The organism is Paenibacillus rhizosphaerae, assembly GCF_014192015.1.
Classification (GTDB): domain Bacteria; phylum Bacillota; class Bacilli; order Paenibacillales; family Paenibacillaceae; genus Paenibacillus_AQ; species Paenibacillus_AQ rhizosphaerae.
Genome location: NZ_JACHXJ010000003.1, coordinates 671,200 through 694,825 on the forward strand (window position 1 = coordinate 671,200; position 23,626 = coordinate 694,825).

The 23,626-nt window shown below is 56.6% G+C and carries 13 protein-coding genes and 2 tRNA genes; 4 read left to right on the forward strand and 11 right to left on the reverse strand.

Annotated features, from left to right (window positions below):
* The 4 genes from zapA to abc-f all read right to left on the reverse strand — a co-directional run.
* A partial coding sequence (zapA, locus tag FHS19_RS35350; protein ID WP_183583525.1) for a cell division protein ZapA occupies nucleotides 1–2,199 on the reverse strand: 2,199 nt, incomplete at its 3' end.
* Between the two features lie 113 nt (nucleotides 2,200–2,312).
* Nucleotides 2,313–4,763: a phenylalanine--tRNA ligase subunit beta gene (gene pheT / locus FHS19_RS19705; protein WP_183583526.1), complete on the reverse strand. Its 2,451-nt coding sequence runs from the start codon at nucleotides 4,761–4,763 to the stop codon at nucleotides 2,313–2,315.
* A gap of 41 nt (nucleotides 4,764–4,804) precedes the next feature.
* A complete protein-coding gene (pheS, locus tag FHS19_RS19710; protein WP_183583527.1) occupies nucleotides 4,805–5,839 on the reverse strand; it encodes a phenylalanine--tRNA ligase subunit alpha in 1,035 nt (344 codons plus the stop codon).
* 632 nt (nucleotides 5,840–6,471) lie between these two features.
* Nucleotides 6,472–8,313: a ribosomal protection-like ABC-F family protein gene (gene abc-f / locus FHS19_RS19715; RefSeq protein WP_183583528.1), complete on the reverse strand. Its 1,842-nt coding sequence runs from the start codon at nucleotides 8,311–8,313 to the stop codon at nucleotides 6,472–6,474.
* A gap of 603 nt (nucleotides 8,314–8,916) precedes the next feature.
* Between abc-f and FHS19_RS19720 the strand changes: the two genes are divergently transcribed.
* The 3 genes from FHS19_RS19720 to FHS19_RS19730 are packed head-to-tail and all read left to right on the forward strand — an operon-like array spanning nucleotide 8,917 to nucleotide 11,312.
* Nucleotides 8,917–9,366, forward strand: coding sequence for a CcdC protein domain-containing protein (locus tag FHS19_RS19720; protein WP_183583529.1), 450 nt, complete (start codon nucleotides 8,917–8,919; stop codon nucleotides 9,364–9,366).
* A 45-nt stretch (nucleotides 9,367–9,411) separates the two neighbouring features.
* Nucleotides 9,412–10,632 carry a sensor histidine kinase gene (locus FHS19_RS19725; RefSeq protein WP_183583530.1) on the forward strand — a complete coding sequence of 407 codons (1,221 nt, stop codon included), beginning with the start codon at nucleotides 9,412–9,414 and terminating at the stop codon, nucleotides 10,630–10,632.
* Between the two features lie 8 nt (nucleotides 10,633–10,640).
* The gene (locus tag FHS19_RS19730; RefSeq protein ID WP_183583531.1) at nucleotides 10,641–11,312 is read left to right on the forward strand and encodes a response regulator; all 672 of its coding nucleotides are present in this window, start codon (nucleotides 10,641–10,643) and stop codon (nucleotides 11,310–11,312) included.
* Between the two features lie 91 nt (nucleotides 11,313–11,403).
* On the opposite strand, the gene FHS19_RS19735 is transcribed toward FHS19_RS19730, so the two are convergent.
* The 4 genes from FHS19_RS19735 to xylA form a co-directional block, all read right to left on the reverse strand.
* Nucleotides 11,404–13,437, reverse strand: a complete 2,034-nt coding sequence (locus tag FHS19_RS19735; RefSeq protein WP_183583532.1) for a beta-galactosidase — start codon at nucleotides 13,435–13,437, stop codon at nucleotides 11,404–11,406.
* Between the two features lie 118 nt (nucleotides 13,438–13,555).
* On the reverse strand, nucleotides 13,556–15,964 hold the full coding sequence (locus FHS19_RS19740; protein ID WP_183583533.1) for a glycoside hydrolase family 95 protein: 2,409 nt from the start codon (nucleotides 15,962–15,964) through the stop codon (nucleotides 13,556–13,558).
* Between the two features lie 506 nt (nucleotides 15,965–16,470).
* A complete protein-coding gene (gene xylB / locus FHS19_RS19745; protein WP_183583534.1) occupies nucleotides 16,471–17,967 on the reverse strand; it encodes a xylulokinase in 1,497 nt (498 codons plus the stop codon).
* 172 nt (nucleotides 17,968–18,139) lie between these two features.
* Nucleotides 18,140–19,456, reverse strand: a complete 1,317-nt coding sequence (gene xylA, locus FHS19_RS19750; protein WP_183583535.1) for a xylose isomerase — start codon at nucleotides 19,454–19,456, stop codon at nucleotides 18,140–18,142.
* A 190-nt stretch (nucleotides 19,457–19,646) separates the two neighbouring features.
* Here xylA and FHS19_RS19755 point away from each other — a divergent pair, with 190 nt between their 5' ends.
* A complete protein-coding gene (locus FHS19_RS19755) occupies nucleotides 19,647–20,810 on the forward strand; it encodes an ROK family protein (RefSeq protein ID WP_183583536.1) in 1,164 nt (387 codons plus the stop codon).
* A 432-nt stretch (nucleotides 20,811–21,242) separates the two neighbouring features.
* Here the strand turns inward: FHS19_RS19755 and FHS19_RS19760 are convergent.
* The 3 genes from FHS19_RS19760 to FHS19_RS19770 all read right to left on the reverse strand — a co-directional run bounded on the left by FHS19_RS19760 (nucleotide 21,243) and on the right by FHS19_RS19770 (nucleotide 23,587).
* Nucleotides 21,243–21,316, reverse strand: a tRNA-Gly gene (locus FHS19_RS19760).
* A 65-nt stretch (nucleotides 21,317–21,381) separates the two neighbouring features.
* Nucleotides 21,382–21,455 (reverse strand) — tRNA-Pro (locus tag FHS19_RS19765).
* 74 nt (nucleotides 21,456–21,529) lie between these two features.
* Nucleotides 21,530–23,587, reverse strand: coding sequence for a putative bifunctional diguanylate cyclase/phosphodiesterase (locus FHS19_RS19770; protein ID WP_246426693.1), 2,058 nt, complete (start codon nucleotides 23,585–23,587; stop codon nucleotides 21,530–21,532).
* Nucleotides 23,588–23,626 lie beyond the last annotated feature (39 nt).

Below are 23,626 nucleotides of genomic sequence, written 5' to 3' on the forward strand. Positions count from 1 at the left end.
CTTCAGCGCCTGGGCGGACGTCTGCTGCTGCTTCCGCTGCTCATCCAGCTCTTGCTGCAGCGCCGCGTACTGCTCCTCGCGTTCCTTCAGCGCCTGGGCGGACGTCTGCTGCTGCTTCCGCTGCTCATCCAGCTCTTGCTGCAGCGCTGCATACTGCTCCTCGCGTTCCTTCAGCGCCTGCGCGGACATCTGCTGCTGCTTCCGCTGCTCCTCCAGCTCCTGCTGCAGCGCTGCGTACTGCTCCTGCTGCTCTTCAAGCAGAAGCTGGGCGAGCTCATACTGCTCCTCATGCTCAGCTACCTGCTTCCGCAGCTCACCGCACTGCTGCTCGTATTCGCCTGAACGGCTCTGCAGCTCGGTATACCTTGCCTGCTGCTTTTCCCACTGTTCCTTCAGGCCGGCATAACGTTTCCGTTCCTCTTCCGCCTGAAGCTGCAGCTCCGCATGGATCTCCCGTCTTCTCTCCAGCTCCTGCTGCAGGTTTTGTACGCTCTCCTGCTGCTCCTCCGATTGGATTTCGAGCTCGAGATACATTTCCTGCTGTTCCTCCAATTGAAGCCGAAGATCCTTAAGCTGCTGCGCATATTGGCTCGACTGCCGCTCCAGGCCTGCAATCTGCTCCTCTTTGGCCTCGATCTGCCGGCCGTAATCCTGCAGATCCTGCTCCCGCCCTTGCAACGCCTGCTTCAGCGACTCCAGCTCTTGCTCCTTCGCAGCCAGCTCCTGCTGCTGGGCTTCCAGCCGCTCCTCCAAACGCTGAAGCTCCTCTTCCTGCTCCGAGGAAGACATCTCCTGCGCGTGCAGCTTCTGCACCTGGGCTTCGAGCTGCTGCTGCTTGTTTGCCAGTTCCTGAGCAAGTTGCTGCAACTGCTCTTCCTTCGCGTCCAGCTCCTGCCGGAGCGTTTCACGCTGCAGTTCGGCTTCCTGGCGGAGCTTACTCTCTCCGTCCGCCTGCTCTTTCAGCACGCTCAGCTCGTCATGCAGCGAAGCCATGCCCGTCTCCAGCGTCTCGTTCTGCTCGCCGGCTTCCAGCACCTGCAGTTCCAATTCGCCGATTTCTTCCTTCTGCTTCTCGATCGTGCCTTGAAGGGTTTCAGCTTCGGCTGTCAGCTGGGCAATTTCGCCGGTCATTTTCTTGGATGCCTCGCTGTAATCCTCAAGCAGCTTCTGCATACGGCGGTGTTCCTCTTCCGAAGCGGCCGCCTCGTCCTTCAGCTTGCTGATCTGTCCGTTTAGCGCCTCCTCCTGATCGGTCAGGGCCTGCACCTGTGCCTTGGCCTCCTCCTCGCGCACCAGCACGACTTGATGCTGCTGCCGCAGTCTGGAATAGGCCTCCTTGGCGTTCTTCAGCTCCTGCTCCATGTTCTGCAGCTTCTCTTGGAGCTCGCCGCTGCTGCCGCGAAGCTCAGTCAGCTGCTTCTGCAGCTCTTGAATGGAGGCCGCATGCTTCTCTTCAAGCTCCTTGACGGCTCCCTGATGCTTCTGCTCCAGCTCGGTGATCTTCGCGCGATTCTTCTCCTCCGCCTCTTTCAATGCTCCGACCCGCTTCTGTTCGGCGGATTGAAGCGCAGCCGCATGCTGCCGTTCCAGCTCCTGCACGGCCGATTGATGCCGTTCTTCCACAGCCTGCTTGTCCTTCTGCATTTGCTCCGCGGCCTGTTTCTCCTTGCGGAGCAAGGATTCCTTCTGTTCCGTTTCCCGCTTCAGCGAAGCGCGGAGCTGATCCAGCTCCTTCGTCAAAGAATTGCGCGTCTGTTCCAGCCGCGCCGTAAGCTCGGACTGGGACTGCTCCAGCTCCTTCGCAAGCGCAGCCTTCTCCTGCTCCAGCCGCGTTTGCAGCTCTTCATTCTCCTTCTTGATCTGCTGCGCTTCTTCCTTCTGCTTGTTGACTTCCGCCAGCTGCTCGTCCCGCTGGGACTGCAGCCTGGTGAGCTGCGAGCGCAGCTCGCTGCGCTCGCCGGTCAACATCTTCACTTCGTTGCGGAGATCCTGCATCTGCACGGCTTCCTCCGCCATATGAACCGCGGCCAGAACGGCAATCCTTGGGGTGTCCAGCCGGGAATTGCTTTTGGAAATAGCATTCATCCGTTCATCGACATAACTGGCAATCTTCCTCATATAATCGGCACTGCTGCCTACCAGTTTATAAGAAGTCCCGTAGATCTCCACGGAGACGCGTGTACGATCAGGTGTAGTCACAGTTGTGCCCTCCTTCATATGTGTGTTGACTCTAAGATGTCTTGTTCTCTCCATAAAAAAATCACATCGAATCTCTGTGTCTAAGGATTCGATGTGATGGGATTCAATTCCTGCTATTTTCTTAATTCCGCTTGAAACTTTTGCTCAAGGGCGCTGACGACGCCGCCATGAGCCGCGGTTACTTCCTCATCCGTCAGCGTTCGCTCGTTGTGGCGGTAGACGAGCGAAATCGCGACGCTCTTCTTGCCTTCGCCGAGCTTGCTACCGGTAAACACATCGAATACCTGCACGTTCTGCAGGAGCTCGCCCGCGGCTTCGCGGATCGACTCAAGCAGGGAACCGGCTTCCACGGCGCTGTCCACTACGACCGCAATATCCCGCTCCGAAGCCGGGAAGCGCGGAAGCTCCTGATAGCGGATATCGAAATCGGCGTGATCGTACAGCGGCTGCAGCAGAATTTCGGCAACGTACACATCGCCGAGTCCGCGCTCCTGCTGCAATTCCGGATGCACCTGTCCGAGCGTTCCGATCAGCACCTGCTCACCGCCGCCATTGATGAGATAGACGGATGCCGAACGTCCGGGATGATATCCGGCCGGCTGGTTCGCCACATACCGGATCGCCCCTTCCAGGCCCAGATCCCCGAACAGGGTCTCCAAGGCACCCTTCAGGTCGAAGAAATCGACTTTCTCTGGCGAATGGTTCCACTGCTTCTGCCCGCGGCTGCCGCACAGCAGCAAGGACAGCACGTTCAGCTCTTTCGGCTGAACTGTCAGCGTCTCCTCCTGCGAGAAGAACACGTTGCCCACTTCGAACAGCGCCAGATCGTACTGCTTCCGGTTCGCGTTGTGCACCGCGATATCAAGCAGCTGCGGCAGCATGCTCGTACGCAGCACACTGCGCTCCTCGCTCATCGGCATCGACAGCTTCACCGGCACGCTTCCTTCCGTTAAGGCCGGGAACAGTACGGCCAGCTCCGGATGGGTAAAGGAGTAGCTGATCACTTCCTGCCATCCTCCATGAGTGAACAGTCTGCGGATTTCGCGGCGGATCGCCTGAGGCTTCGTATAGCCACCCGGCGTCGTCGGCCCTTCGATCGCCGTCGTCGGGATATTGTCGTACCCGTACAGGCGGGCGATTTCCTCGATCAGGTCGACGTCTTTCGTAATGTCGCCGCGGCGCGTCGGCACCTGCACTTCCAGAATGCCCTGGGCGGTATCCGCAGCGTGGAAATGGAGACGGCCAAAAATCGTCTTCACTTCCAGCATCGACAACTCGGTCCCAAGGAACCGGTTCAGCTTGTCGAAGGACAGAACGATCACCTTTTCCTCCGCCTGTGCGGCTCCTGCTTCGACGATGCCCTTATGAACCGTTCCTGCGCAATAGCGGGCGATCAGCGACGCAGCCCGGTTCAGCGCCGGAATGACCGCACCCGGATCGACTTCCTTCTCGAAGCGCTGGCTAGCTTCGGAACGGAGCCCGAGCTGGCGGGACGTCTTGCGGATGGTGCCTCCGTCGAACTTGGCGGATTCGAGCAAAATGTTTACGGTGCTGTCCGTGACCTCGGAATCCAATCCGCCCATAACGCCGGCCAATCCGACCGGCTTCACGCCGTCGGTAATGAGCAGCATGTGCGGCTCCAGCTTGCGCTCCTGGCCGTCCAGCGTCACGAGCGTTTCGCCTTCACGGGCCAGGCGGACGTCTACGGCCCCGCCTGTCAGGCGGTCCGCGTCAAACGCGTGCAGCGGCTGACCGTATTCGAGCATGACATAGTTGGTGATATCAACGATGTTGTTGATCGGACGGACGCCCGCAGCCATGAGGCGGTTCTGCATCCATTGCGGCGATGGCGCGATCTTCACGCCCGTAATATAACGCGCGGTATAGTGGCTGCAGTGCTCCGGCGAGCTGATTTGGACCGAGATATGGCTGCTTGCCGCATCAGCGACCTCAACCAGTTCTCTTTCCGGATCAGGCAGCTTGACGTCGCGGCCCAGAATGGCCGCCACTTCGTAAGCCGCGCCCCGCATGCTGAGGCAGTCGGAACGGTTCGGCGTCAGGTCAAAATCGAGTATCTTATCGTCCAGGCCAAGCACGGAAGTGATCGGCGTTCCGATCTCCGCGTTCTCCTCCAGGACGAAAATGCCCTCCTGCTGCTCCTTCGGCAGCAGCTTGTCGTTCATGCCCAGCTCTTTGGCGGAACAAATCATGCCTTGAGAAGCGACGCCGCGCAGCTTGGCCTTTTTGATCTCCAGCCCGCCGGGCAGCTGGGCGCCAACCAGGGCTACGGGTACCTTTTGTCCGGCATCCACGTTTTTCGCGCCGCAGACGATCTGCAGGTCTTCGCCCTGTCCCGCGTCAACGACGCAGACGTTCAGCTTATCCGCATCGGGATGCTTCTCCTTGCTTTTCACATAACCCACGACGACTTTCGAAATGCCGTGATTGCGGTGCTCAACCTCGTCGATCTCGATGCCCGCGCGCGTAATCTGCTCGGCCAGCTCTTCGGCCGTTACATTTTCCAGTGATACATAATCGGATAACCATTCTGTCGATACTTTCACTTACGTTCCCTTCCTTCTTCCCGTATTCGCTAACCTTACGCTTACATGCGGGCAAACTGCTTCAAGAATGCCACGTCGCCGCCATAAAAATGACGGATATCGTCGATTCCGTACTTCAGCATCGCAATCCGGTCCGGCCCCATGCCGAACGCGAAGCCGCTGTGCACTTCCGGATCGTAGCCGCCCTTGCGCAGCACTTCCGGATGCACCATGCCGCAGCCCAGAATTTCCAGCCATCCCGTATGCTTGCACACCCGGCATCCGCTGCCGCCGCATCTGGCACAGGTTACGTCGACCTCCGCGCTCGGCTCTGTGAACGGGAAGAAGCTTGGACGAAGGCGGATCTGCGTGTTCGGTCCGAACATTTCTTGGACGAATTGCAGCAGCGTGCCTTTCAAATCGCTCATGCGGATGTTTTCGCCGATCACCAGGCCTTCGATTTGGTAGAACTGGAACGAGTGCGTCGCATCGTCGTCATCCCGGCGGTACACTTTGCCCGGGCAGATGATCTTCACCGGCACCTTGCCCTCCATGCGTTCCATCGTCCGGATCTGCACCGGCGACGTCTGCGTTCTCATCAGAAGCTCCTCCGTAATGTAGAACGTGTCCTGCATGTCGCGCGCCGGGTGGTTCTTCGGCAGGTTCAGCGCTTCAAAGTTGTAATAGTCGGTCTCCACTTCCGGTCCTTCCGCAATGTGGTAGCCCATGCCGATGAAAATCTCCTCGATTTCCTGGATGACTTTGTTGAGCGGATGGGTGCCGCCCTGGGTCATTTTGCGGCCCGGGAGCGTAACGTCCACCTTCTCCGCCTGCAGGCGCTGCTCCGTTTCAGCCTTTTGGAAAGCCTGCTGCTTGGACTCGATCAATCCCTCGATCGCTCCGCGAACGTCATTGGCCACCTGGCCGATCAACGGACGTTCCTCCGCGCTAAGCGCGCCCATGCCCCGCAAAACCTCGGTCAGCGCCCCCTTTTTTCCCAGATACTTCACGCGCAAATCGTTCAGCGTCTGTACGTCAGCTACGTCATTCAGCTGCGCGATCGCTTCCTGCCGCAATGCTTCCAGCTTTTCTTTCATGAACTTCCTGCCTCCTTCTTGAAATCGCCAATACTGTTTTCGACCCATCCAATGCCCCGCAAAACAGAGCCTTTGCCCTGATAACTCCCCAGGTACTTAGCAGGGATCCTCAGAAAAAAATTTCCAAGAAATAAAAAAAGGCCTTTTCTCCCGAAAAGGGACGAAAAGACCGTGGTACCACCCTTGTTAGACAAGCGAAAAGCCATGTTGATTCGCACCCGCGAACTGCTGGCCTGCTTGATCTCACTCTCACTCGATGTAACGATCGAGAAACGGTATCCCCTACGCGGAATCCTGTCAGCACATATACTGTCGCCTGGATTCGTTCAGGGAACTGCTCCGGAGGGAATTTCGGCAGCCTGTTTCTGTAGAGACGCTCTCAATCTCCGGCGTCCCCTCCCTGTAAAGAGGCACTGCTTACTTATCTCCATCAACGCATTTGTCTTGGCATATAAATTGGATTGCAATGGCTGATCCATATGGCTCATTCATTCACCATGATCAGTCCGTTGACTATAGTCAATAATTATAGGCAAAAAAAGCTGAATTGACAAGTCCGAATCGCCTAAATCAATAGGCTTTCCCTTCTTCAGCATGCCCATTTTTCGCAGAACCAGACCTCATTTCTCGAATTACAGCCGTTCCAGCTCACTCCGGAGCCTGCGGATGCTCGCCATCCGTTCCGCAGCCTCCTCGTCGCTCCCGCCTTCTTCGTTCAGCAGCCGGGTCAGCTCCCATTCCAGCGCCAGCCGCGCGTTTTCCTTGTCAGTATCCTCCTTCAGCGCTCCGTTATGTCTGGCCAGCTGCTCTTCCTCTTCTTGAACCGTGCCCTCAAACAAATGCGGTTCTTCCGTATGGGAGACGGTCAGCAGCCGGTCCGCGAGCTTGCGGATCAGCATCCGGTCATGGGACACCACGACTAGGGCACCCGGATAAGCGGATAACGCCTCCTCGATGACTTCCCGCGTCGAGATGTCCAAATAGTTCGTCGGCTCATCCAACACGAGCAAATTCGCCCCGGAGAAATACAGCTGCACGAAGGCCGCACGGCATTTCTCCCCCATGCTTAAATCCCCGATCCGCTTGAACACGTCCTCCCGCTTGAACAGGAAGCAGCCCAGAAGCGTCCGCGCATGCGTCTCGGTCATCGAAGGGAGGCGGAGCAGACTGTCCAGCAGCGTTTCCTCTTCGTTCAGCACCTCCAGCTCCTGCGAGAAGTAACCGATCTTCAGGGCGGGATGCTGCCATACCGTTCCTTCGCCTGGAACAAGCTCGCCCATGATCAGCTTGAGCAGGGTCGATTTGCCCGCCCCGTTCGGCCCCCGCACGGCCAGCCGGTCGCCGCGGGAGAGGATCAGGCTGAACTTGTCGAACAGCTTCTTCGCCCCGTAGCCGAATGACAGCTGCTCAAGCCGCACCAGCACACGGGCGGAGAACCCACCTTCACCCAGCTGCAGGTTGACCTTCGGTCCGCTTTTCGGCTTCTCCACGCTTTCGCTCTCGAGCCGCTCCAGCTCTTTTTGCTTGGCATGGTACCTGGAGATGTTTTTCTTGGCTTTCGCTTTGTAGTAAGGCAGCGCTGCCTTCGTTTCCGTATTTTTGTCCGCCGATTTCTCGGCCTGGTGAAACCATTCCTGGTATTTACGGATCGATTCCTCCAGCGCTTCCCGGGCCTGCTTCTGCTTCTTGTAGAGCGCCTCCTGCTCCCGCAGTTCGCGGTCCTTTTCCCGCCGGTAATCGGAGTAGCCGCCCTTATATTTTTTCAGCCCGCTCTCGGTCAGTTCGCAGACTCCCGTCACCACCCGGTCCAAAAAGGTCCGGTCATGGGAAACGACAATGACGGTGCCTTCATAGTGACGCAGCCAATCCTCCAGCCAGTTCATGCTCTCCTCATCCAGATGGTTGGTCGGTTCGTCCAGGAGCAGCACCTCCGGCCTTTTGACCAGCAGGGCCGCCAGTCTAACCCTGGTTTTCTGACCGCCGCTCAGATCGGCAAAAGGGGCCGGCCACAGCTCGGGACCGATGTGGAGCATGGTCAAATGCTTCTCCAGCCCCGTCTCCCAGTCAAAACCGCCGCTAAGCTCATACTGCTCGAGCCGCTGGCCGTATTCCTCCAGAAGCTCAGGACTGACTTCGCCAGTCGCCATCGCCTGCTCAAGCTCCTTCAGCCGGCACTTGATCTGCCACAGCTCGCCGCTTTCGCGCCCCGCCGCATCCAGCGCGGTCAGATGCATTAACTCTTCCGACGTCTGCGTCATATATCCCCACTGCTCCAGCGGGACTCCACGCTCCACGGCGCCCCGGTCAGGCTCCAGCTGCCCGGTCAGAATCTGCAGCAGCGTCGTCTTCCCCGCGCCATTGACGCCGAAAAGCGCCAGCCTCTCGCCTTCGTAGATTTCCAGGTCTATATTTTCAAAAATGGTCTTCCCTTTGAATTCTTTGGCGATATGTTTCGTTTTAACGATGTTCAACATTAAGCATCACCCTTTAGAACATAGATTTGAATTTCCGTCGTTTCAGAAAAACCAGCCGTTTCAGTCCAGCCCCGGCCTCTGATCCATTTCACGAATCAAAAAAGCCGCAGGCAGTATCGCCTACGGCAGGAAATTCGTTTATCGTTGTCTATGTTAAGAAGAGGGAACACCCGTCCGAAATACCGTCCCGAACATCATAATTCCGGCACGAGATTACCCCATGAACACGTCAAAAACGCACAAAAAAAGCATTTTCCGTATCCATCGGTGAGGGTTCCAGTCTCTGAAAATAGACATAACGATTCTCTTCCCTGCGGCAGGCGCAGAAACTGCATGGTTTCAACATCAAGTTGGTTTGCAGATTACAGAGAACAGTCATGTTTATCCATCGGCTGTGTGGTTACCTCGTTTTCTTCAGGATGAAATGCTTGCTGTCATTTTAACAAAATTATCGGAAAAAGAAAAGCCCAAACCTGTTCGTCCACAGTCATGTACATCTCCGGGTGTACATCGGCCGAAAGAAAATCACCACACGGTTCGATTACGCGGCCGGTTCTCCTTGGTATGCTGGACTCATCACGATAAATGAATGAGGTGTTCGCGATGGATCAATACTCAACTTATATTATTATCCTGCTTGTCATCTGGCTTACCGCTAGAGAAAGAACCTTCCGCCCTTCCAGCATATGGATCGTTCCTGTGTTATGGGGAGGAATGACCCTTTCCTCCATCCCGTGGGCAACGGTAGGTCCGGTCGAAGTGGTGCTGTTCGCCGTGTTTGCCGCAGCAGGTTTGGCAACGGGGATCATCCGGGGTAAAATGGAAAAAATGCGCATGGGAACGGACGGCCAGGTTACCGTGCAGGGTTCCATTGCCAGCATCGTGCTGTTTCTCGCCGTGCTTGTTCTTCGGGTCCTTGCTCAGTCCTGGGGACAGACTCACGCCTTCTATCACATCGCAAATGCGCTGATGTTCATGCCGCTCGGTTCCATCTGCGCACGCCGTTACGTCATTTACCGGAGATATCAGGCGATGATGGGACAAAGGGCGTAAAGATCTGAAACGCGACGTCAATGTGCCAGCTAAAGGAGACCTGCTATGGAAACAGGCAACGACGAACGAACAATACAGTCTGCCAATCCGGCCAGAAGGGCGCTGCTGAGTTTGTTGATCGTGTATTCCGCGATTCAGAACGGAATGTACGGTGAGCCTCGCGCATTTGTTCCCGGCGTGCTGTTGACGTTGGCCGCGTTGTGCCTGCAATGGCGTCCCCGGTGGTTTACCCGCCGGGGGCCGGCTCCCGCTTTTGCCGTGTGCGCCTTGCTTGGTATCTCTTCCATTGGGGTCATGCTGGGACTTGACGGCAGCTTGTATATTATCGTCTTTTTTCTGCTGGGATGGGTGAGTTACCGGCTGCCGACATCGTACTCGGCCGCATACACCGTTCTAAATATAGCTACCGCAGCGTGGATCCTGCTGGATCAGCATCGGACTTTGGAAGCAGTGATGACCCAATGCCTGATTCTCGCGGCGGTCTATCTTTTATTTTTAGCCGGCAGGCTTCGGAGAACGACCCGAACGATGAAAGAAACGCATCTGCATGAGCTGACGGCCGCTCATCAGGAGCTGGAGGCTGCTTACCGCAGCCTGCGCCAAACTCATGAAGAGCTGGAGGAGACTTCCGAACAGGCGCTGCGCTATGCGGTATTGGAGGAGCGCGGCCGGATCGCAGCCGATATCCACGATAGCATCGGTCACGGCCTGACCTCCGTGATCGTGCAGCTGCAGGCGCTACCGTACATGATCGAAGCGGCGCCGGACGAAGCCCGCTCGACGCTCAGGCAGGTGACGGATGTAGCCCGCGGATGCCTTCAGGACGTCAGAACGGTCGTTCACGAAATGGGGCTTGTCCGGCCCGGCGAAGGGCTGAAGGAGCTTAGGAAGCTGGCGGATACCTTCAGTGAGCGAAGCGGGATTCCGGTAGCCTTTACCATGGATATCTCCGGCACAATCGCCCCGGAGCAGCTGTACGTCCTTTACCGCATCCTTCAGGAGTCACTGACCAACATGATGCGCCATGCCCAGGCCACCCAGGGTGAGGTCCGGCTTATAGGTAACGAGGAAGGCATCGTCTTGACCATCCGGGATAACGGCGTGGCGCAAGGTCCAATCCAGCCGGGATTCGGACTGACCGCTATGCGGGAGCGGTGTGAAAAAGCCGGCGGAAGTCTGACGGTCATCCCCCTCGTTCCCCATGGCCTGGAAATTACCGCAAGCCTGCCTTATTCCGCAGCGACACCCAATAACAGAGGGGAATGAATGCTAATATGGATCCAGAACATATCCGCATCATCATCGCGGATGACCAGCCCCTGATCAGGCACGGCATCGGGTTTATTATTAAAGCACAGCAGGACATGGAATGGTGCGGGGAGGCAGGGGATGGCCGCGAAGCCGTAACCCTTGCGCTCCGAACGCAGCCGCATATCGCCCTGATGGACGTGCAAATGCCCGGCATGGACGGGATCGAGGCGGCACGGGAGCTCCGGCGGCAGCTGCCGGAGTGCAAAGTCATCATCCTCACCACCTTCGACCTAGAGGAATACGTGTATGAAGGCATTCGGGCCGGAGCCGTCGGCTATTTGCTGAAAGATGCGGCACCGGAGGAGCTGCTCCATTCCATCCGCGCGGCGAGCCGCGGCGAAGCCATCTACCGGACGGGGGCCGCGGCCCGGATGATTTCAGAGGCGCTGCGCCAGTCGGAATCGTTCCAGGACCGCCAGGACGTGCGGCTGTCCCTGCCGGACCCGCTGACCGACCGCGAGCTGGAAGTACTGCAGGAAATGGCCTACGGCCTCAAAAATGAGGATATCGCCGCCAAGCTCCACATTAGCGAAAGCACGGTCAAAACCCACGTTCACCGCGTCCTGCAAAAAATCGGGGCCGAGGACCGCACCCAGGCCGTCGTGCTGGCCATCCGCAATCAATGGGTGCAGTAAATTGCCTTTACAAAAAAGCAGGCTTTGCCGGGGATCCCGCAAAGCCTGCTTTTATTTGAATTGAATCGTATTTATCCGCAATGCTTCGTCTTTACTCTGCTTCCGCCAAAATCATGACGCCGCGTCCCGGCACCTCAACTGCCCCGTCCACGGTTACCCCGCTGAGCAGATCCCGACGCTTAGCGTCCCCCGTGTGAACCGTTGCGCTCTCGGCGTTATGGTTCAGCACGAACAAGAATGAGCGTCCTTCTTTCACGCGGCGGGCAACCTCTACGCCGGCAGGAAGCCCAGGCACCAGCGGCTGAACGCCTTTCTCGGCGCAGACGGCTCCGAGGAAGCCTTCCATGAAGTCGCTGTCCGCGCTGGTCGCGACGTAATACGCTTTGCCTTCGCCAAAGCGGTTCACCGTGAGTGCAGGCATGCCTTTGTAGAAGTCCGAGCCGTACTCGGCCAGTACTTCCGCGCCTTCAGCATGAATGAGATCAAACAGCATCTCGCATTTGTAGCTGCCCTCCAAATTACCGTACGGCTGCTTCATGACGATTTCATTGTACTGTCCGAGCGGCAGGGCGTCGATTTCCTCCGCCCAAATGCCGAGCAGCTTGCGGAGCTCGCCTGGATATCCGCCAAGGGTCACGAGATCGGTCTCGTTCACGATGCCGCTGAAGAACGTCGTAATAAACGTGCCGCCGGCGGCAGTGAACGCTTCCGACTTCTCGGCAAAGCCCGGCTTGACCATATACATAACCGGCGCGATCACGATGTCGTACTTGCTGAAGTCGCCTAGGGCGCTGATCATGTCCGCCTCGATGCCCTGCTTGAAGAGGGCGTCATAAAACTTATGCACCTCGCGAACATAATTCAACTCAACAGTCGGTCCGCTCGAGAGCTCCATGGCCCACCGGTTTTCCCAGTCGTACACGATGCCGACTTTGGCTTCCGTTACCGCATCCAGCAGCGTGTCCCCGAGACGCCCCAGCTCTTCCCCGAGCTGCGCCACTTCTCGGAATACCCGCGTGTTCTCATGTCCGACGTGCTCAATGACGGCGCCGTGGAACTTCTCGCAGGCCCCCTTGGAGCGCCGCATTTGGAAGAACATGACCGTATCCGCGCCGCGGGCAACGGCCTGATAGCTCCACAGGCGCATCACGCCGGGACGCTTGAGCGAGTTGTACGCCTGCCAGTTTTGCTGGCTCGGCGTCTGTTCCATCAGCATGAACGGCGCCCCGTGCTTCAGGCCGCGCATCAGGTCATGCGTCATGGCGGTCTCACTGACCGGTGTCGTCAGAGACGGATAGTTATCCCAAGAGACGATGTCCATATGCTTCGCCCAGTCGAAGTAGTTGAGCAGCGGGAACGTCCCCATCAGGTTGGTCGTGATCGGCACGTCCTTCGAATGCTCGCGGATCGCTTCCGCCTCGATGTTGTAGCATTCCAGCAGACTATCGGACATAAACCGGCGGTAATCCAGGGAAATGCCCTGGAAAGCGCTGACGTTGCCTTCGCCCTCTTCACTCAGCCCGTCCGGAAGCACAATTTCGTCCCAGTCATAGAAGGTGTGGCCCCAGAAGCGGGTGTTCCATGCTTCGTTGACGGCATCCAGGCTGCCGTAACGCTTTTGCAGCCAGACGCGGAATTCGGCGGCACAGTTGTCGCAGTAACAGAAACCGCCGTATTCATTGGATACATGCCAAAGCAGCAGCGCCGGATGATCCTTGTAGCGCTCGGCGAGCTTGCCCGCCATCAAGCGGGAGTATTTGCGGTATGTCGGGCTGTTCGGGCAGGAATTATGTCTTCCGCCGAACTTTCTTTTCCGTCCGTAAAAATCGACGCGGGTCACGTCCGGATGCCGTTTGGCCATCCAGGCCGGATGTGCCCCCGTGCTCGTCGCCAGTACGACGCCAACGCCGTCCTTGTGCAGACGGTCCATCGTTTCGTCGAGCCACCCGAAATCGTAAGTGTCCTCATCAGGCTGGTTTAACGCCCAGGAAAACACGTTGATCGTCGCCACGTCGATCCCGGCCAGCTTGAACATCCGCTGGTCCTCTTTCCATTCTTCCGGTCCCCACTGTTCAGGGTTATAATCTCCGCCGTACCAAATCTTAGGCAGTTTATCGTTAATCACGTACCCACTTCCTTTCTTTTGTTGATTCGTCGATAGCCCGGAACCTTGGCCCATAACTTTAGCCCGTAACAAAAAATCATTTTCACCGGCTCCTTAGGCTTTCATTTCAGCCTCAGCTTCAGCTCACCGATACCTTTTCTTTGTCCCGTGGTGTAATCCGGTACGTCTCGCCCGCCACCGTAACAAACCCGCCGGCCGGAAGCTCCTGTCCGTCCGGCCCCTGCACCCGGTACAGGGAGTGGTCTGCGATCCGGCAGGTCCCGCCATGCGTGGAGGTTATTGCCGCTTCCTCGAGCGTTCCGGCGCTCCACTTCATGTCCACCACAAAACCGCCTCTCGCCCGCAGTCCTTTGGCTTCCCCTTCGCTCCAGGCTTCCGGCAGAGCCGGCAGCATCCGGATCTCGTCGAGATGGCTTTGCAGCAGCGCTTCCGCAACGCCGGCCGCATAACCGAAATTGCCGTCAATCTGAAACGGCGGGTGGTTGCCGAACAGATTTGGCAGGCTGGAGTCGCTGAGAATCCGCCGGATGGAGCGGTATACGTTTGCCGGCTCCTTAAGCCGCGCGTACAGGTTGAAAATCCAGGCCGCGCTCCAGCCCGTATGCCCACTTCCCGCCTCGATCCGCTTCTCCAGTGACAAGGAGGCGGCTTGCAGCAGCTCCGGCGTATTCTCGTTGACGGTGTCTCCCGGGTAAACTCCGTACAGATGGGATACATGTCGATGCCCCGGCTCGTTCTCGCCGAAATCGCGCTCCCATTCCCGCATCCGGCCGTCCTGCCCGATGCCGGGATGTGCCAGACGCTCCCTTTTCGAAGACAGCTCCTCCCGGAAATCCTCATCAATCCCAAGCATTTCAGCTGCATTGATGCAGTGTCCGAACAGCTCGTCAATGAGTGCCATATCCATCGCCGAGCCGGCAGCCGTGCTGCAACGCTCTCCCGATTCGGTCAGGAAGACGTTCTCCGGTGAAGTCGAGAGCCCCGTCGTCCATCGTCCGTCGGGAAGCTGGACAAGCCAGTCCAGGCAGAACGAGGCGGCTCCTTTCATCAGCGGATACGCCACCTCCTGCAGGTAGGCCGCATCCGGCCGGAACGCATACCGTTCCCACAGATGTCTGGACAGCCACACGCCGCCCATCGGCCAGAACGCCCACATGGCCCGCCCATCCGAAGGCGTCGACATCCGCCACAAATCGGTGTTGTGATGAGCCGCCCAGCCTCTTGCGCCGTAATGGATCGCCGCGGTCCGGCTGCCGGTGATGCTCAGTTCCCGGATCAGATCGAAGAGCGGCTCATGACATTCTCCCAGACCGCATACCTCAGCCGGCCAATAGTTCATTTCGGCATTAATGTTCGTCGTATAATTGCTGTTCCAAGGCGGCTGCTTGTGCGGGTTCCAAATGCCCTGCAGGTTCAGCGCCTGCGTGCCCGGACGCGAACCGGCAATCATTAAATAGCGTCCGTAATGGAACAGCAGCGTTTCGAGGGCCAGATCGTCGCCGCCTTGGCGATACAGCAGCAGGCGCTCGTCCGTCGGCATCTCCGCTTCAGCCTGCGGAAGCCGTGGGCTCAGCCCCACCTGCAGTTCCACCCGGTCAAACAGCCCACGGTGATCATCCAAATGCCGCTGTTTCAGATGAGAATAATCACTGTCCGCCGCGTCGGTATGTTCCCGGCACAAGCGTACCGGATCGACGGCGGATGCGCCCGGCATGACGTCAAAGCCTGCAAAATCGGTCGCTGCAGCCAGCACAAAGGTGACCGTGCTCGCTTTTTCGATCCGCAGCCGACCTTCTTCCTCCTTCAGCTCACCATCGGTCCGAACCGTCAGCACGGCCGCAAACCGGAGACCCAGTCCTTCTTCGTAGAGAACCGACTGAGGATGATCCCCTAAGTAATTGTCCGCGACATGCGACGGAGCTTGTCCTGTCAGAACCAAGGACGCCGGCTCTGCGCTCACATCGCTGAGATGCGGAGAGGTCAGCCAAGCCGACAACTCCGGCAGCTCCGCCTTCCCGGCCGGACTCCGTCCACCTGACTGTTCCGCCCGGAAATGGACGACAATGACCTCATCCGGCCGGCTCGCAAAAGCTTCGCGGATGACGCGCACCCCGCCGGTTTGAAAGGAAATTGACGCGACCGCATGCTCCAAATCGAGCTCGCGCTCATAATCGGTAATCTGATCGATGCGGCCAAAGGCAAAATGCAAATCGCCGAGCGGCTGGTAAGATTCCGTGCGGCGTCCCAGCATCCCGGCTTCGATCAGCGCCTCCGCTTCGGTATACCGGCCCTCGGCGACCAATGCCTTGGCCGGCTCCAGATGCCGTAGGGCGTTATAATTAACCGTGTCCCGGGGAAATCCGGACCACAAGGTGTCCTCGTTTAATTGAATCTTCTCTTCTTCCGCCCCGCCGAACACCATGCCTCCCAGCCGTCCGTTTCCGATCGGCAGCGCTTCCTCCCACACGGAGGCCGGCTTCCGGTACCACAGCCTTTTATTGGCGGCGCGTTTGCTGCTTTGCTCCACGCTTATCTCTCCCTTTATCCGCGATGAACGGTTGTTTCGTTCTGCACCTTGCCGGACCGGCGGCCGAAGCGTGATTTCGTATATCAGGCTGCCTTAAGAAACGTCTATCGACGTACCTTCAAAGAAGACAGACCGCTTCTAGAGCAGGTTTTTCTTGCGAGATCAGGAAGCAGAAGCTCCGAAACTTATACTTTCTGATCTCTTAAGAAATTACGGGAAGCCCGATGGATCGGACTTCCCGCCCTATTTGCTTTTCAGCATTTTAAATGAATGATCTCAAAAGTTATTGGCAGCACACGCCTAGCTGAACAGAGCCTTACGGTCCGCAGTTTTGGGGAATCCCCGCTATTTTTACCGCCAAATAGGCAAGGTACTGATGATCTACCCTTATTCTAAAGTCCTGAAAGCGATTGCAGTACCCCGAAAATTCGATAAAAAATCATGTCTAAATTAGACATTAAGCAAGGCTATCCGCATCTCATCCGGGCAAGGGAGGCTCCAGCTTCCTAGTTCCGGTAAGGAACCAGCTTGCGGTTCAGCTCGCGGGTTTGGCTGTATACTTCCTGATACAGGCTGAACAAGCCGTTGTACAATTCGGCCCGCTCCGCGTTCGGCGCGTACGTTTTGGCCGGACGGATGAACGCCTTCGCACAGTCCGTCAGCGACGGGAACCAGCCGCAGCCATATGCAGCCAGCATCGCCGCTCCCATAGCCGGGCCCTGCTCGCTTTCGAGCTTGATGATCGTTGCGTTGAAAATATCGGCCTGCATTTGCAGCCACGTTTCGTTCCGTGCACCGCCGCCAATGGCAACGACCTCATGGATTTCTTTGCCGGATTCGCGTACGATGTCGATCGATTCCCGCAGTGAGAACGTAATGCCTTCAAGCACCGCTCTGGCAAAATGGGAAAGCGTGTGGCCGGAGTCCATGCCGATAAAGCTTCCGCGGATATCCGCGTCCGGATGCGGGGTTCGTTCCCCGGAAATGTACGGCGTGAACAGCAGGCCGCTGCTGCCCGCAGGAATGGACCCGATACCTTCAAGCAGCTCATCGAAGCTCTTTTCCTTGGCGAACGTTTCCTTAAACCATGTCAGGCTGTGACCGGCCGCAAGCGTAACGCCCATGACATAGTACGCGTCCTTTTCACTGTGATTAAAGAAATGAAGCTTGCCGTCGACGTCCAGGTCCTTGCGGCTTTCAAAAGAGAGGACGACGCCTGATGTGCCGATGCTGCACATGGTTTGCCCTTCCTGCAAAATGCCCGCACCGATGGCGCCGCAAGCATTGTCCGCACCGCCCGCGAATACCTTGGTCGATGGCAGCAGGCCGGACGTCTCAGCGATGTCAGGCAGCAGCGTGCCCGTTTGATCAAAGGATTCCACGAGCGGCGGGCAAAGCGACAGCGGCAGATCAAAAGCTGCGGCAATGTCCTGGCTCCACGTTTTGCCCGAGACATCCAGCAGCAGCGTGCCTGCGGCGTCGGAATAATCCATCGCATATTCGCCTGTGAGGCGGTATCTCACGTAATCCTTCGGCAGCAGGAACAAGCTGGCTTGGGACAGAAGGTCCGGCTCGTTCTCCTGTACCCACAAAATTTTAGGCAGCGTAAACCCTTCCAGAGCGCGGTTTTTGGCAATACCGAGGAGCTTCGATTCCAGCGTATTCTCGATCTTGCGGCACTGCGCCGTCGTGCGGGTGTCGTTCCATAGAATGGCCGGACGCAGCACCTTTCCCTCCGCATCCACCAGCACAAGGCCGTGCATTTGGCCGGAGAAACTGAGGCCCTCCACCTGCTGCGGGTCGGCACCCGACTTTTCCATCAATCTGCGGAGACTGACGAGCGTCTTGTCCACCCAATCTTCCGGATTTTGCTCGCTCCAGCCCGGCTCAGGTCTGCTCAGCGGGTAAGCTTCAGAGTGCTCGTGCACGACTTCTCCCTGGGGATTCACCAATACCGTCTTGACGGCGCTTGTTCCCAGATCAACACCAATAACGTATTTCATACTTTTCCTCCTGTATGGATCGAATGAACATCTATGAATACCTGAATGTTCCTTAAGGAAATCCGGTTCAAAAAAAGGCTGCCCGAAGAAGCTTTCTTCAGGCAACCTTCGTTGCATTTCAAAGAGGTTTCATGACCGGCCTTGTAACCGGCCATGCCTGCTACCGTTATTGTTACTCGGCCAGGATGTATTGGTTCAGCTTCGCTTTCAGCAGCTCTTGGCGGCTGGACTCGTTGCGGCGCGGATTTTCATTGTTCAGCGCATACTCGGCCAGGGAAGCCAAGGTTGCTTTGCCGGATACGACGTCTGCGCCGATACCTTCCTTGAAGCTGGCGTAGCGCTTGTCGATGAAATCGTCGAACACGCGGTCTTCGATCAGCTTAGCGGCTACCTTCAAGCCTTTAGCGTACGTATCCATACCTGCGATATGCGCCAGGAACAGATCTTCCGGCTCAAACGACTGACGGCGTACTTTGGCGTCGAAGTTGATGCCGCCTTTGCCGAGACCGTCGTTCTTCAGCACTTCATACAGCGTAAGCGTGGAATCGTAAATGTTCAGAGGGAACTCGTCGGTGTCCCATCCGAGCAGCATGTCGCCTTGGTTGGCGTCCAAGGATCCAAGCATGCCATTGATGCGTGCTACGCGCAGCTCGTGCTCGAACGTATGTCCGGCCAGCGTTGCATGGTTGGCTTCCAGGTTCAGCTTGAAGTGCTTGTCGAGATCGTATTTTTGCAGGAACGAAATCGTCGTCGCCGCGTCAAAGTCATATTGATGCTTCGTCGGCTCCTTCGGTTTTGGTTCGATCAGGAACTGGGCGTCAAAGCCGATTTCCTTCGCATAATCCACAGCCATATGGAACAGGCGGGCCATGTTGTCCATTTCAAGCTTGAGGTCCGTATTCAACAGGGTTTCATACCCTTCGCGTCCGCCCCAGAATACGTAGTTTTCCGCACCAAGCTGTTTGCCGACTTCGAGGCCTTTTTTGACTTGAGCTGCAGCGTGGGCATACACGTCCGCGTTGCAGGTCGATCCGGCACCGTGCATGAAGCGTGGGTTCGTGAACATGTTAGCCGTGTTCCACAGCAGCTTCTTGCCGGAGGTTTTCATGCCTTGGCTGATCAGGTCGACGATCGTGTCGATGTTGCTGTAGAATTCGCGCAGGCTGCTTCCTTCCGGTGCGATGTCGATATCGTGGAAGCAGAAGAACGGCAGGTTCATTTTGTCCAAAAATTCAAAAGCGGCTTCTACGCGGGCTTTGGCCTTGTCCATGCCGTCGTATTTGTCCCAGCTGCGGACAGCTGTATCTGTGCCGAACGGGTCGGAACCGCCAGCTGTCAGCGTATGCCAGTAAGCCATCGCAAAGCGAAGATGCTCCTCCATCGTTTTGCCTGCTACCACTTCTTGCGGGTTATAAAATTTGAACGCGTACGGATTGGTCGAACGGCTTCCTTCATAAGCGATCTTCCCAACGTTCTCAAAGTATGCCATGTAATTAATCCTCCTCAAAATTTGCTTGTCGCAAACGTTTACAGGAACATAGTAACACATCGGATCGACTTTGTATATTGGTTAAACAAAGTTTTTTTTAAAAAGTGATTTCGGGTTGCTTTTTGCCGCGGATAACTCTAGACTAATTGATTATGTGCTAAAGGGATTACTCGAAGGATGTGCGATATACATGAAAGTCACCGGCGACCAGGCTCTGGTCAAAAAAATAAACCGCTCGCTTGTGCTTCACACGATCCGCAAGCATTCCTCCACCCTCTCCAGAGCACGGGTATCGGAATTGACCGGCCTTAATAAGGCCACCGTCTCCAATTTGGTGGCCGAGCTGTGCGAGCAGCAGCTGGTCACCGAGGTCGGCCCGGGCAAATCCAGCGGCGGGCGCAAACCGCTGCTGCTGCATTTTAACGCGATGGCCGGCACCGTCATCGGCATTGAGCTGCGGGTGAAGCAGCTGAAGGCCGTACTGTGCGACCTGGGGGGCAACGTACTGGAGGAACGTGATCATGCGTTGGAGCGTCACGATCTGTCTTATGTGCTTGAAGCCATGAAGAAAGTCATCTCCAGTCTTATGGAATCAGCTCCGGACACGCCATACGGCACCGTCGGGATCGGAGTCGGCGTTCCCGGCATGGTGGATGAAAACGGCGTCGTTTTGTTTGCGCCTAACCTCGGCTGGGAAATGGTTCATTTGCGGCAGCTGCTGGAGGAAGCCTTTTCGGTGCCTGTCACCATTGATAACGAGGCCAACGCCGGTGCTCAGGGCGAGCTGAACTTCGGTGCGGCAAAGGATGTGCGCCACCTGCTTTATATCAGTGCGGGCTCGGGTATCGGTTCCGGCATTATCATTGGCGGGGAACTGTACAAAGGTGCACGGGGTTACGCCGGGGAGACCGGCCATATGTGTATCGAGGCCGACGGTAGGCCCTGCACCTGCGGAAGCCGGGGCTGCTGGGAGCTCTACGCTTCGGAGAAAACCTACGATACGGCTGACGTTACCCTGCCGGCCCATAATACGCCCGAGCTCGTGCGCCTGGCTTCCACAGGAAATGAAGCCGCCCGGGAACAATTCGCCCAGATGGGCAAGTACCTGGGCATCGGCGTGACCAATCTCATCAACAGCTTCAATCCCGAGCTCATCGTGATCGGCGGAGCGCTCTCCGAAGCCCGTGAATGGCTGGCCGGACCGATGCAGGCGGTAGTTGCGGAGCGGACGCTTCCATACCATAAGCAGCAGCTTGAGATCACCTTCTCCCGGCTCGGCAGCCGTGGAACGATGATCGGCGCGGGCTTCGCCGCCGTCATGCACTTTCTCGGCCACGCGCGCGTCACGCTGTAACCGAAATTTTATAGAAAAGGCCGGAGATCCAATAGATCTTCGGCCTTTATGTTATCCCAATCCGACAGCGAACATTCAGCTCGCCCTCAAGGTAAATGTTGACACGCGTCCTGTTCGGCTCCTTCATGGATGCCTGCACGAACGGTCGAACCCTCGCGCGTGGGTTCTCTCCCACACAACCGCTCAACAACAAAAAAACGCCTTCCGGCGTTACCTTTTATTGTTTATGGAGCGGGTGGTGGGAATACTCAACATCTCGATCCAACAGCGAGCCTTCGGCTCGCCACTAAGGTAGATGTTGACGCGCGTCCTGTTCGGGTTCCTTCATGGATGCCTGCACGGATGGTCGCACCCACGCGCGCGGGTTCTCTCTTGCTCAACCGCTCTCAAAATAAAAAAAACGCCCATTGGCGTTGTTTCTTTTAACTAATATGGAGCGGGTGATGGGAATCGAACCCACGCTATCAGCTTGGAAGGCTGAAGTTCTACCATTGAACTACACCCGCATATCACCTGTAAAAGCAAAGCCGCAAAGGCGGATCTCATACTTTCTCAGGGTGAATGTCTAGTATCGGGATGACACGATTCGAACATGCGACCCCCTGGTCCCAAACCAGGTGCTCTACCAAGCTGAGCTACATCCCGTTGCATTCAAGATATATCATCTTGTGAAGACAAGAAATAATATACCACGGTAGCCGCGGGATTGCAATACTTTTTTAATTCAACAGAAAGGTCCGCTCAAAATCCTCCGGCGAGATCGGCTTGCTGAAATAATAGCCTTGACCCTCGTGGCAGCGCTGCTCCTTCAAGAAATGGAGCTGCTCCTCATTCTCTACGCCTTCGGCTGTTACCTTGAGCTGCAGATGATGCGCCATCGATGCGATCGTGGAGACGATCGCCGCATCGTTATGATCGCTCAACACTTCGTGGACGAAGGAACGGTCGATTTTCAACCGGTCGATCGGCATGTTCTTCAAATAATGCAGCGAGCTGTACCCTGTGCCGAAGTCGTCGATACTGATGAAGACACCGAGCTGCTTCAAGCGTCGAAGCTGGTCAAAGGCTGTCTCCTTGTCAAACGTCATGCTTTCCGTAATTTCCAGCTCGACGTACTTCGGATCCAAGCCGATTTCCTCCAGGATGAACCCGATGCGTTCAGCCAGCTGGGGCTGGAGAAACTGGCGCATCGATAGATTGATCGACACGCAGATCGGCTTATATCCGGCCTGCTGCCATTTTTTATTCTGCATGCACGCCGTGCGGAGAACCCATTCGCCTAGAGGAACGATCAGACCGCTCTCCTCAGCCAGCGGTATGAATTCGGCCGGCGATACGAATCCCCGTCTCGGATGCCGCCAGCGCAGCAGCGCCTCCATGCCGACGATCTCATTGCTTTCCAAATGAACGAGCGGCTGGTACTCCAAATAAAACTCCTCTCTCTCGATCGCTTTACGCAGGTCGTTCTCCAAGCGGAGCCGCTCCTTCGCCTTCATCTGCATGGATGGGACAAAGTGACGGACGTCAACTCCATAATCTTTGGCATGGTGAACGGCGGTGTCCGCGTGCTGAATCAGCTCTTCGGCCGTGTCTCCGTCCTGCGGAAAGACCGCCATCCCTGCGCAGAGCGTGATATGATAATCGTTTTCCTCGATGACGACGGGCTTTTCAAAGAGCTTCAGCAAATAGCGGATCCGCTCCATCCCCTCTTCCACGCCGGCAAGCGCAGGCAGAATGATGGCGAACTCATCGGAGCCCATGCTGAACACTTCCTCCCTAGACCCGGTATTCCGTTTGAGGCGGTCGCCGACAAGCTGCAGAATCCGGTCCCCTGCCTGATGGCCCAGGGAGTCATTAATATTTTTGAAGCCGTTGACGTTAAAAACGACGACCCCTGTCATTTCATGTCCCGCATTTTTGATCTTACTGGAAATTCGCTCAGTCAACCGGCGTTTGTTTGGAAGCCCAGTGAGGTCGTCATGGAACGCCAGATAGTTCATCCGCGCCTCCACCCGCTGCTGTTCTCGGAATGGATCCTCGATCGTCAGCCGGTAAACCCCTTTCAGCATCAGATAGTAAGCCACACCGCCGGAAAGGGTGCCAAACAGGTAATTCCACTGGTATGTATGATTCGCCGTCATCATCAGCCCCTGTCCGAGAGCGGAGTAAATCAGCGCCCGGATAATAATAAGCAGCGATGGGGCCCGGTCCTTTCTGCCCCGGTACATGATCGATCCGATGCCAATCAGGCATACCGCAATGATCACCAGGTCCAAATATTTCTTCAGCCAATTCATGCTGCCGTGGTTCAGCAGCAAAGGAAGTTTCTGATGCCACAGGAAAAAGGCAAGCACGCCAAATACGATCACGACCGACGTGATCATAAATACGAAGCGTTTATGGGCAATCGACACCATCGCGTCTTTCAGATTATAAATCGACAGAAGCCCGAGGGCACACGCCCCCTTGGAGATTATAAGCAGCCACATGGCATCGTCCTGGTTTAAGGCATAGCCGAATAGAGGGATTCCGGGCAAGCTGACCGTCTGCAAAAAGTCAAACACAGCCAGAAACAAAAACAGCGCAGCCGTATACAGCCTATGCCGCGACAGTTTGTGCGAAAATAACAGCCACCCCTGGGCGAACACGGCAAAGCTGACAGCTACGCTGCTCCAGCCGGCAAGGACATAAATCGTCTTGAACCAACCGGCGCCATCATGACGGTATAAAAATGCAGTTTGAACGATCTGAACTGCAACAAAAAACAAGATTCCCATCAAGGCCGTCCTGATTGTTCGTCTTTTCTCCACTCTGGT

What these genes read in the sequence shown, in the direction of transcription:
- pheS (WP_183583527.1), bottom strand. Translation starts at nt 5,839, where the DNA reads ATGAAAGAAAAGCTGGAAGCATTGCGGCAGGAAGCGATCGCGCAGCTG.
- abc-f (WP_183583528.1), bottom strand. Translation starts at nt 8,313, where the DNA reads ATGTTGAACATCGTTAAAACGAAACATATCGCCAAAGAATTCAAAGGG.
- FHS19_RS19720 (WP_183583529.1), top strand. Translation starts at nt 8,917, where the DNA reads ATGGATCAATACTCAACTTATATTATTATCCTGCTTGTCATCTGGCTT.
- FHS19_RS19725 (WP_183583530.1), top strand. Translation starts at nt 9,412, where the DNA reads ATGGAAACAGGCAACGACGAACGAACAATACAGTCTGCCAATCCGGCC.
- FHS19_RS19730 (WP_183583531.1), top strand. Translation starts at nt 10,641, where the DNA reads ATGGATCCAGAACATATCCGCATCATCATCGCGGATGACCAGCCCCTG.
- xylB (WP_183583534.1), bottom strand. Translation starts at nt 17,967, where the DNA reads ATGAAATACGTTATTGGTGTTGATCTGGGAACAAGCGCCGTCAAGACG.
- xylA (WP_183583535.1), bottom strand. Translation starts at nt 19,456, where the DNA reads ATGGCATACTTTGAGAACGTTGGGAAGATCGCTTATGAAGGAAGCCGT.
- FHS19_RS19755 (WP_183583536.1), top strand. Translation starts at nt 19,647, where the DNA reads ATGAAAGTCACCGGCGACCAGGCTCTGGTCAAAAAAATAAACCGCTCG.
- FHS19_RS19770 (WP_246426693.1), bottom strand. Translation starts at nt 23,587, where the DNA reads ATGGGAATCTTGTTTTTTGTTGCAGTTCAGATCGTTCAAACTGCATTT.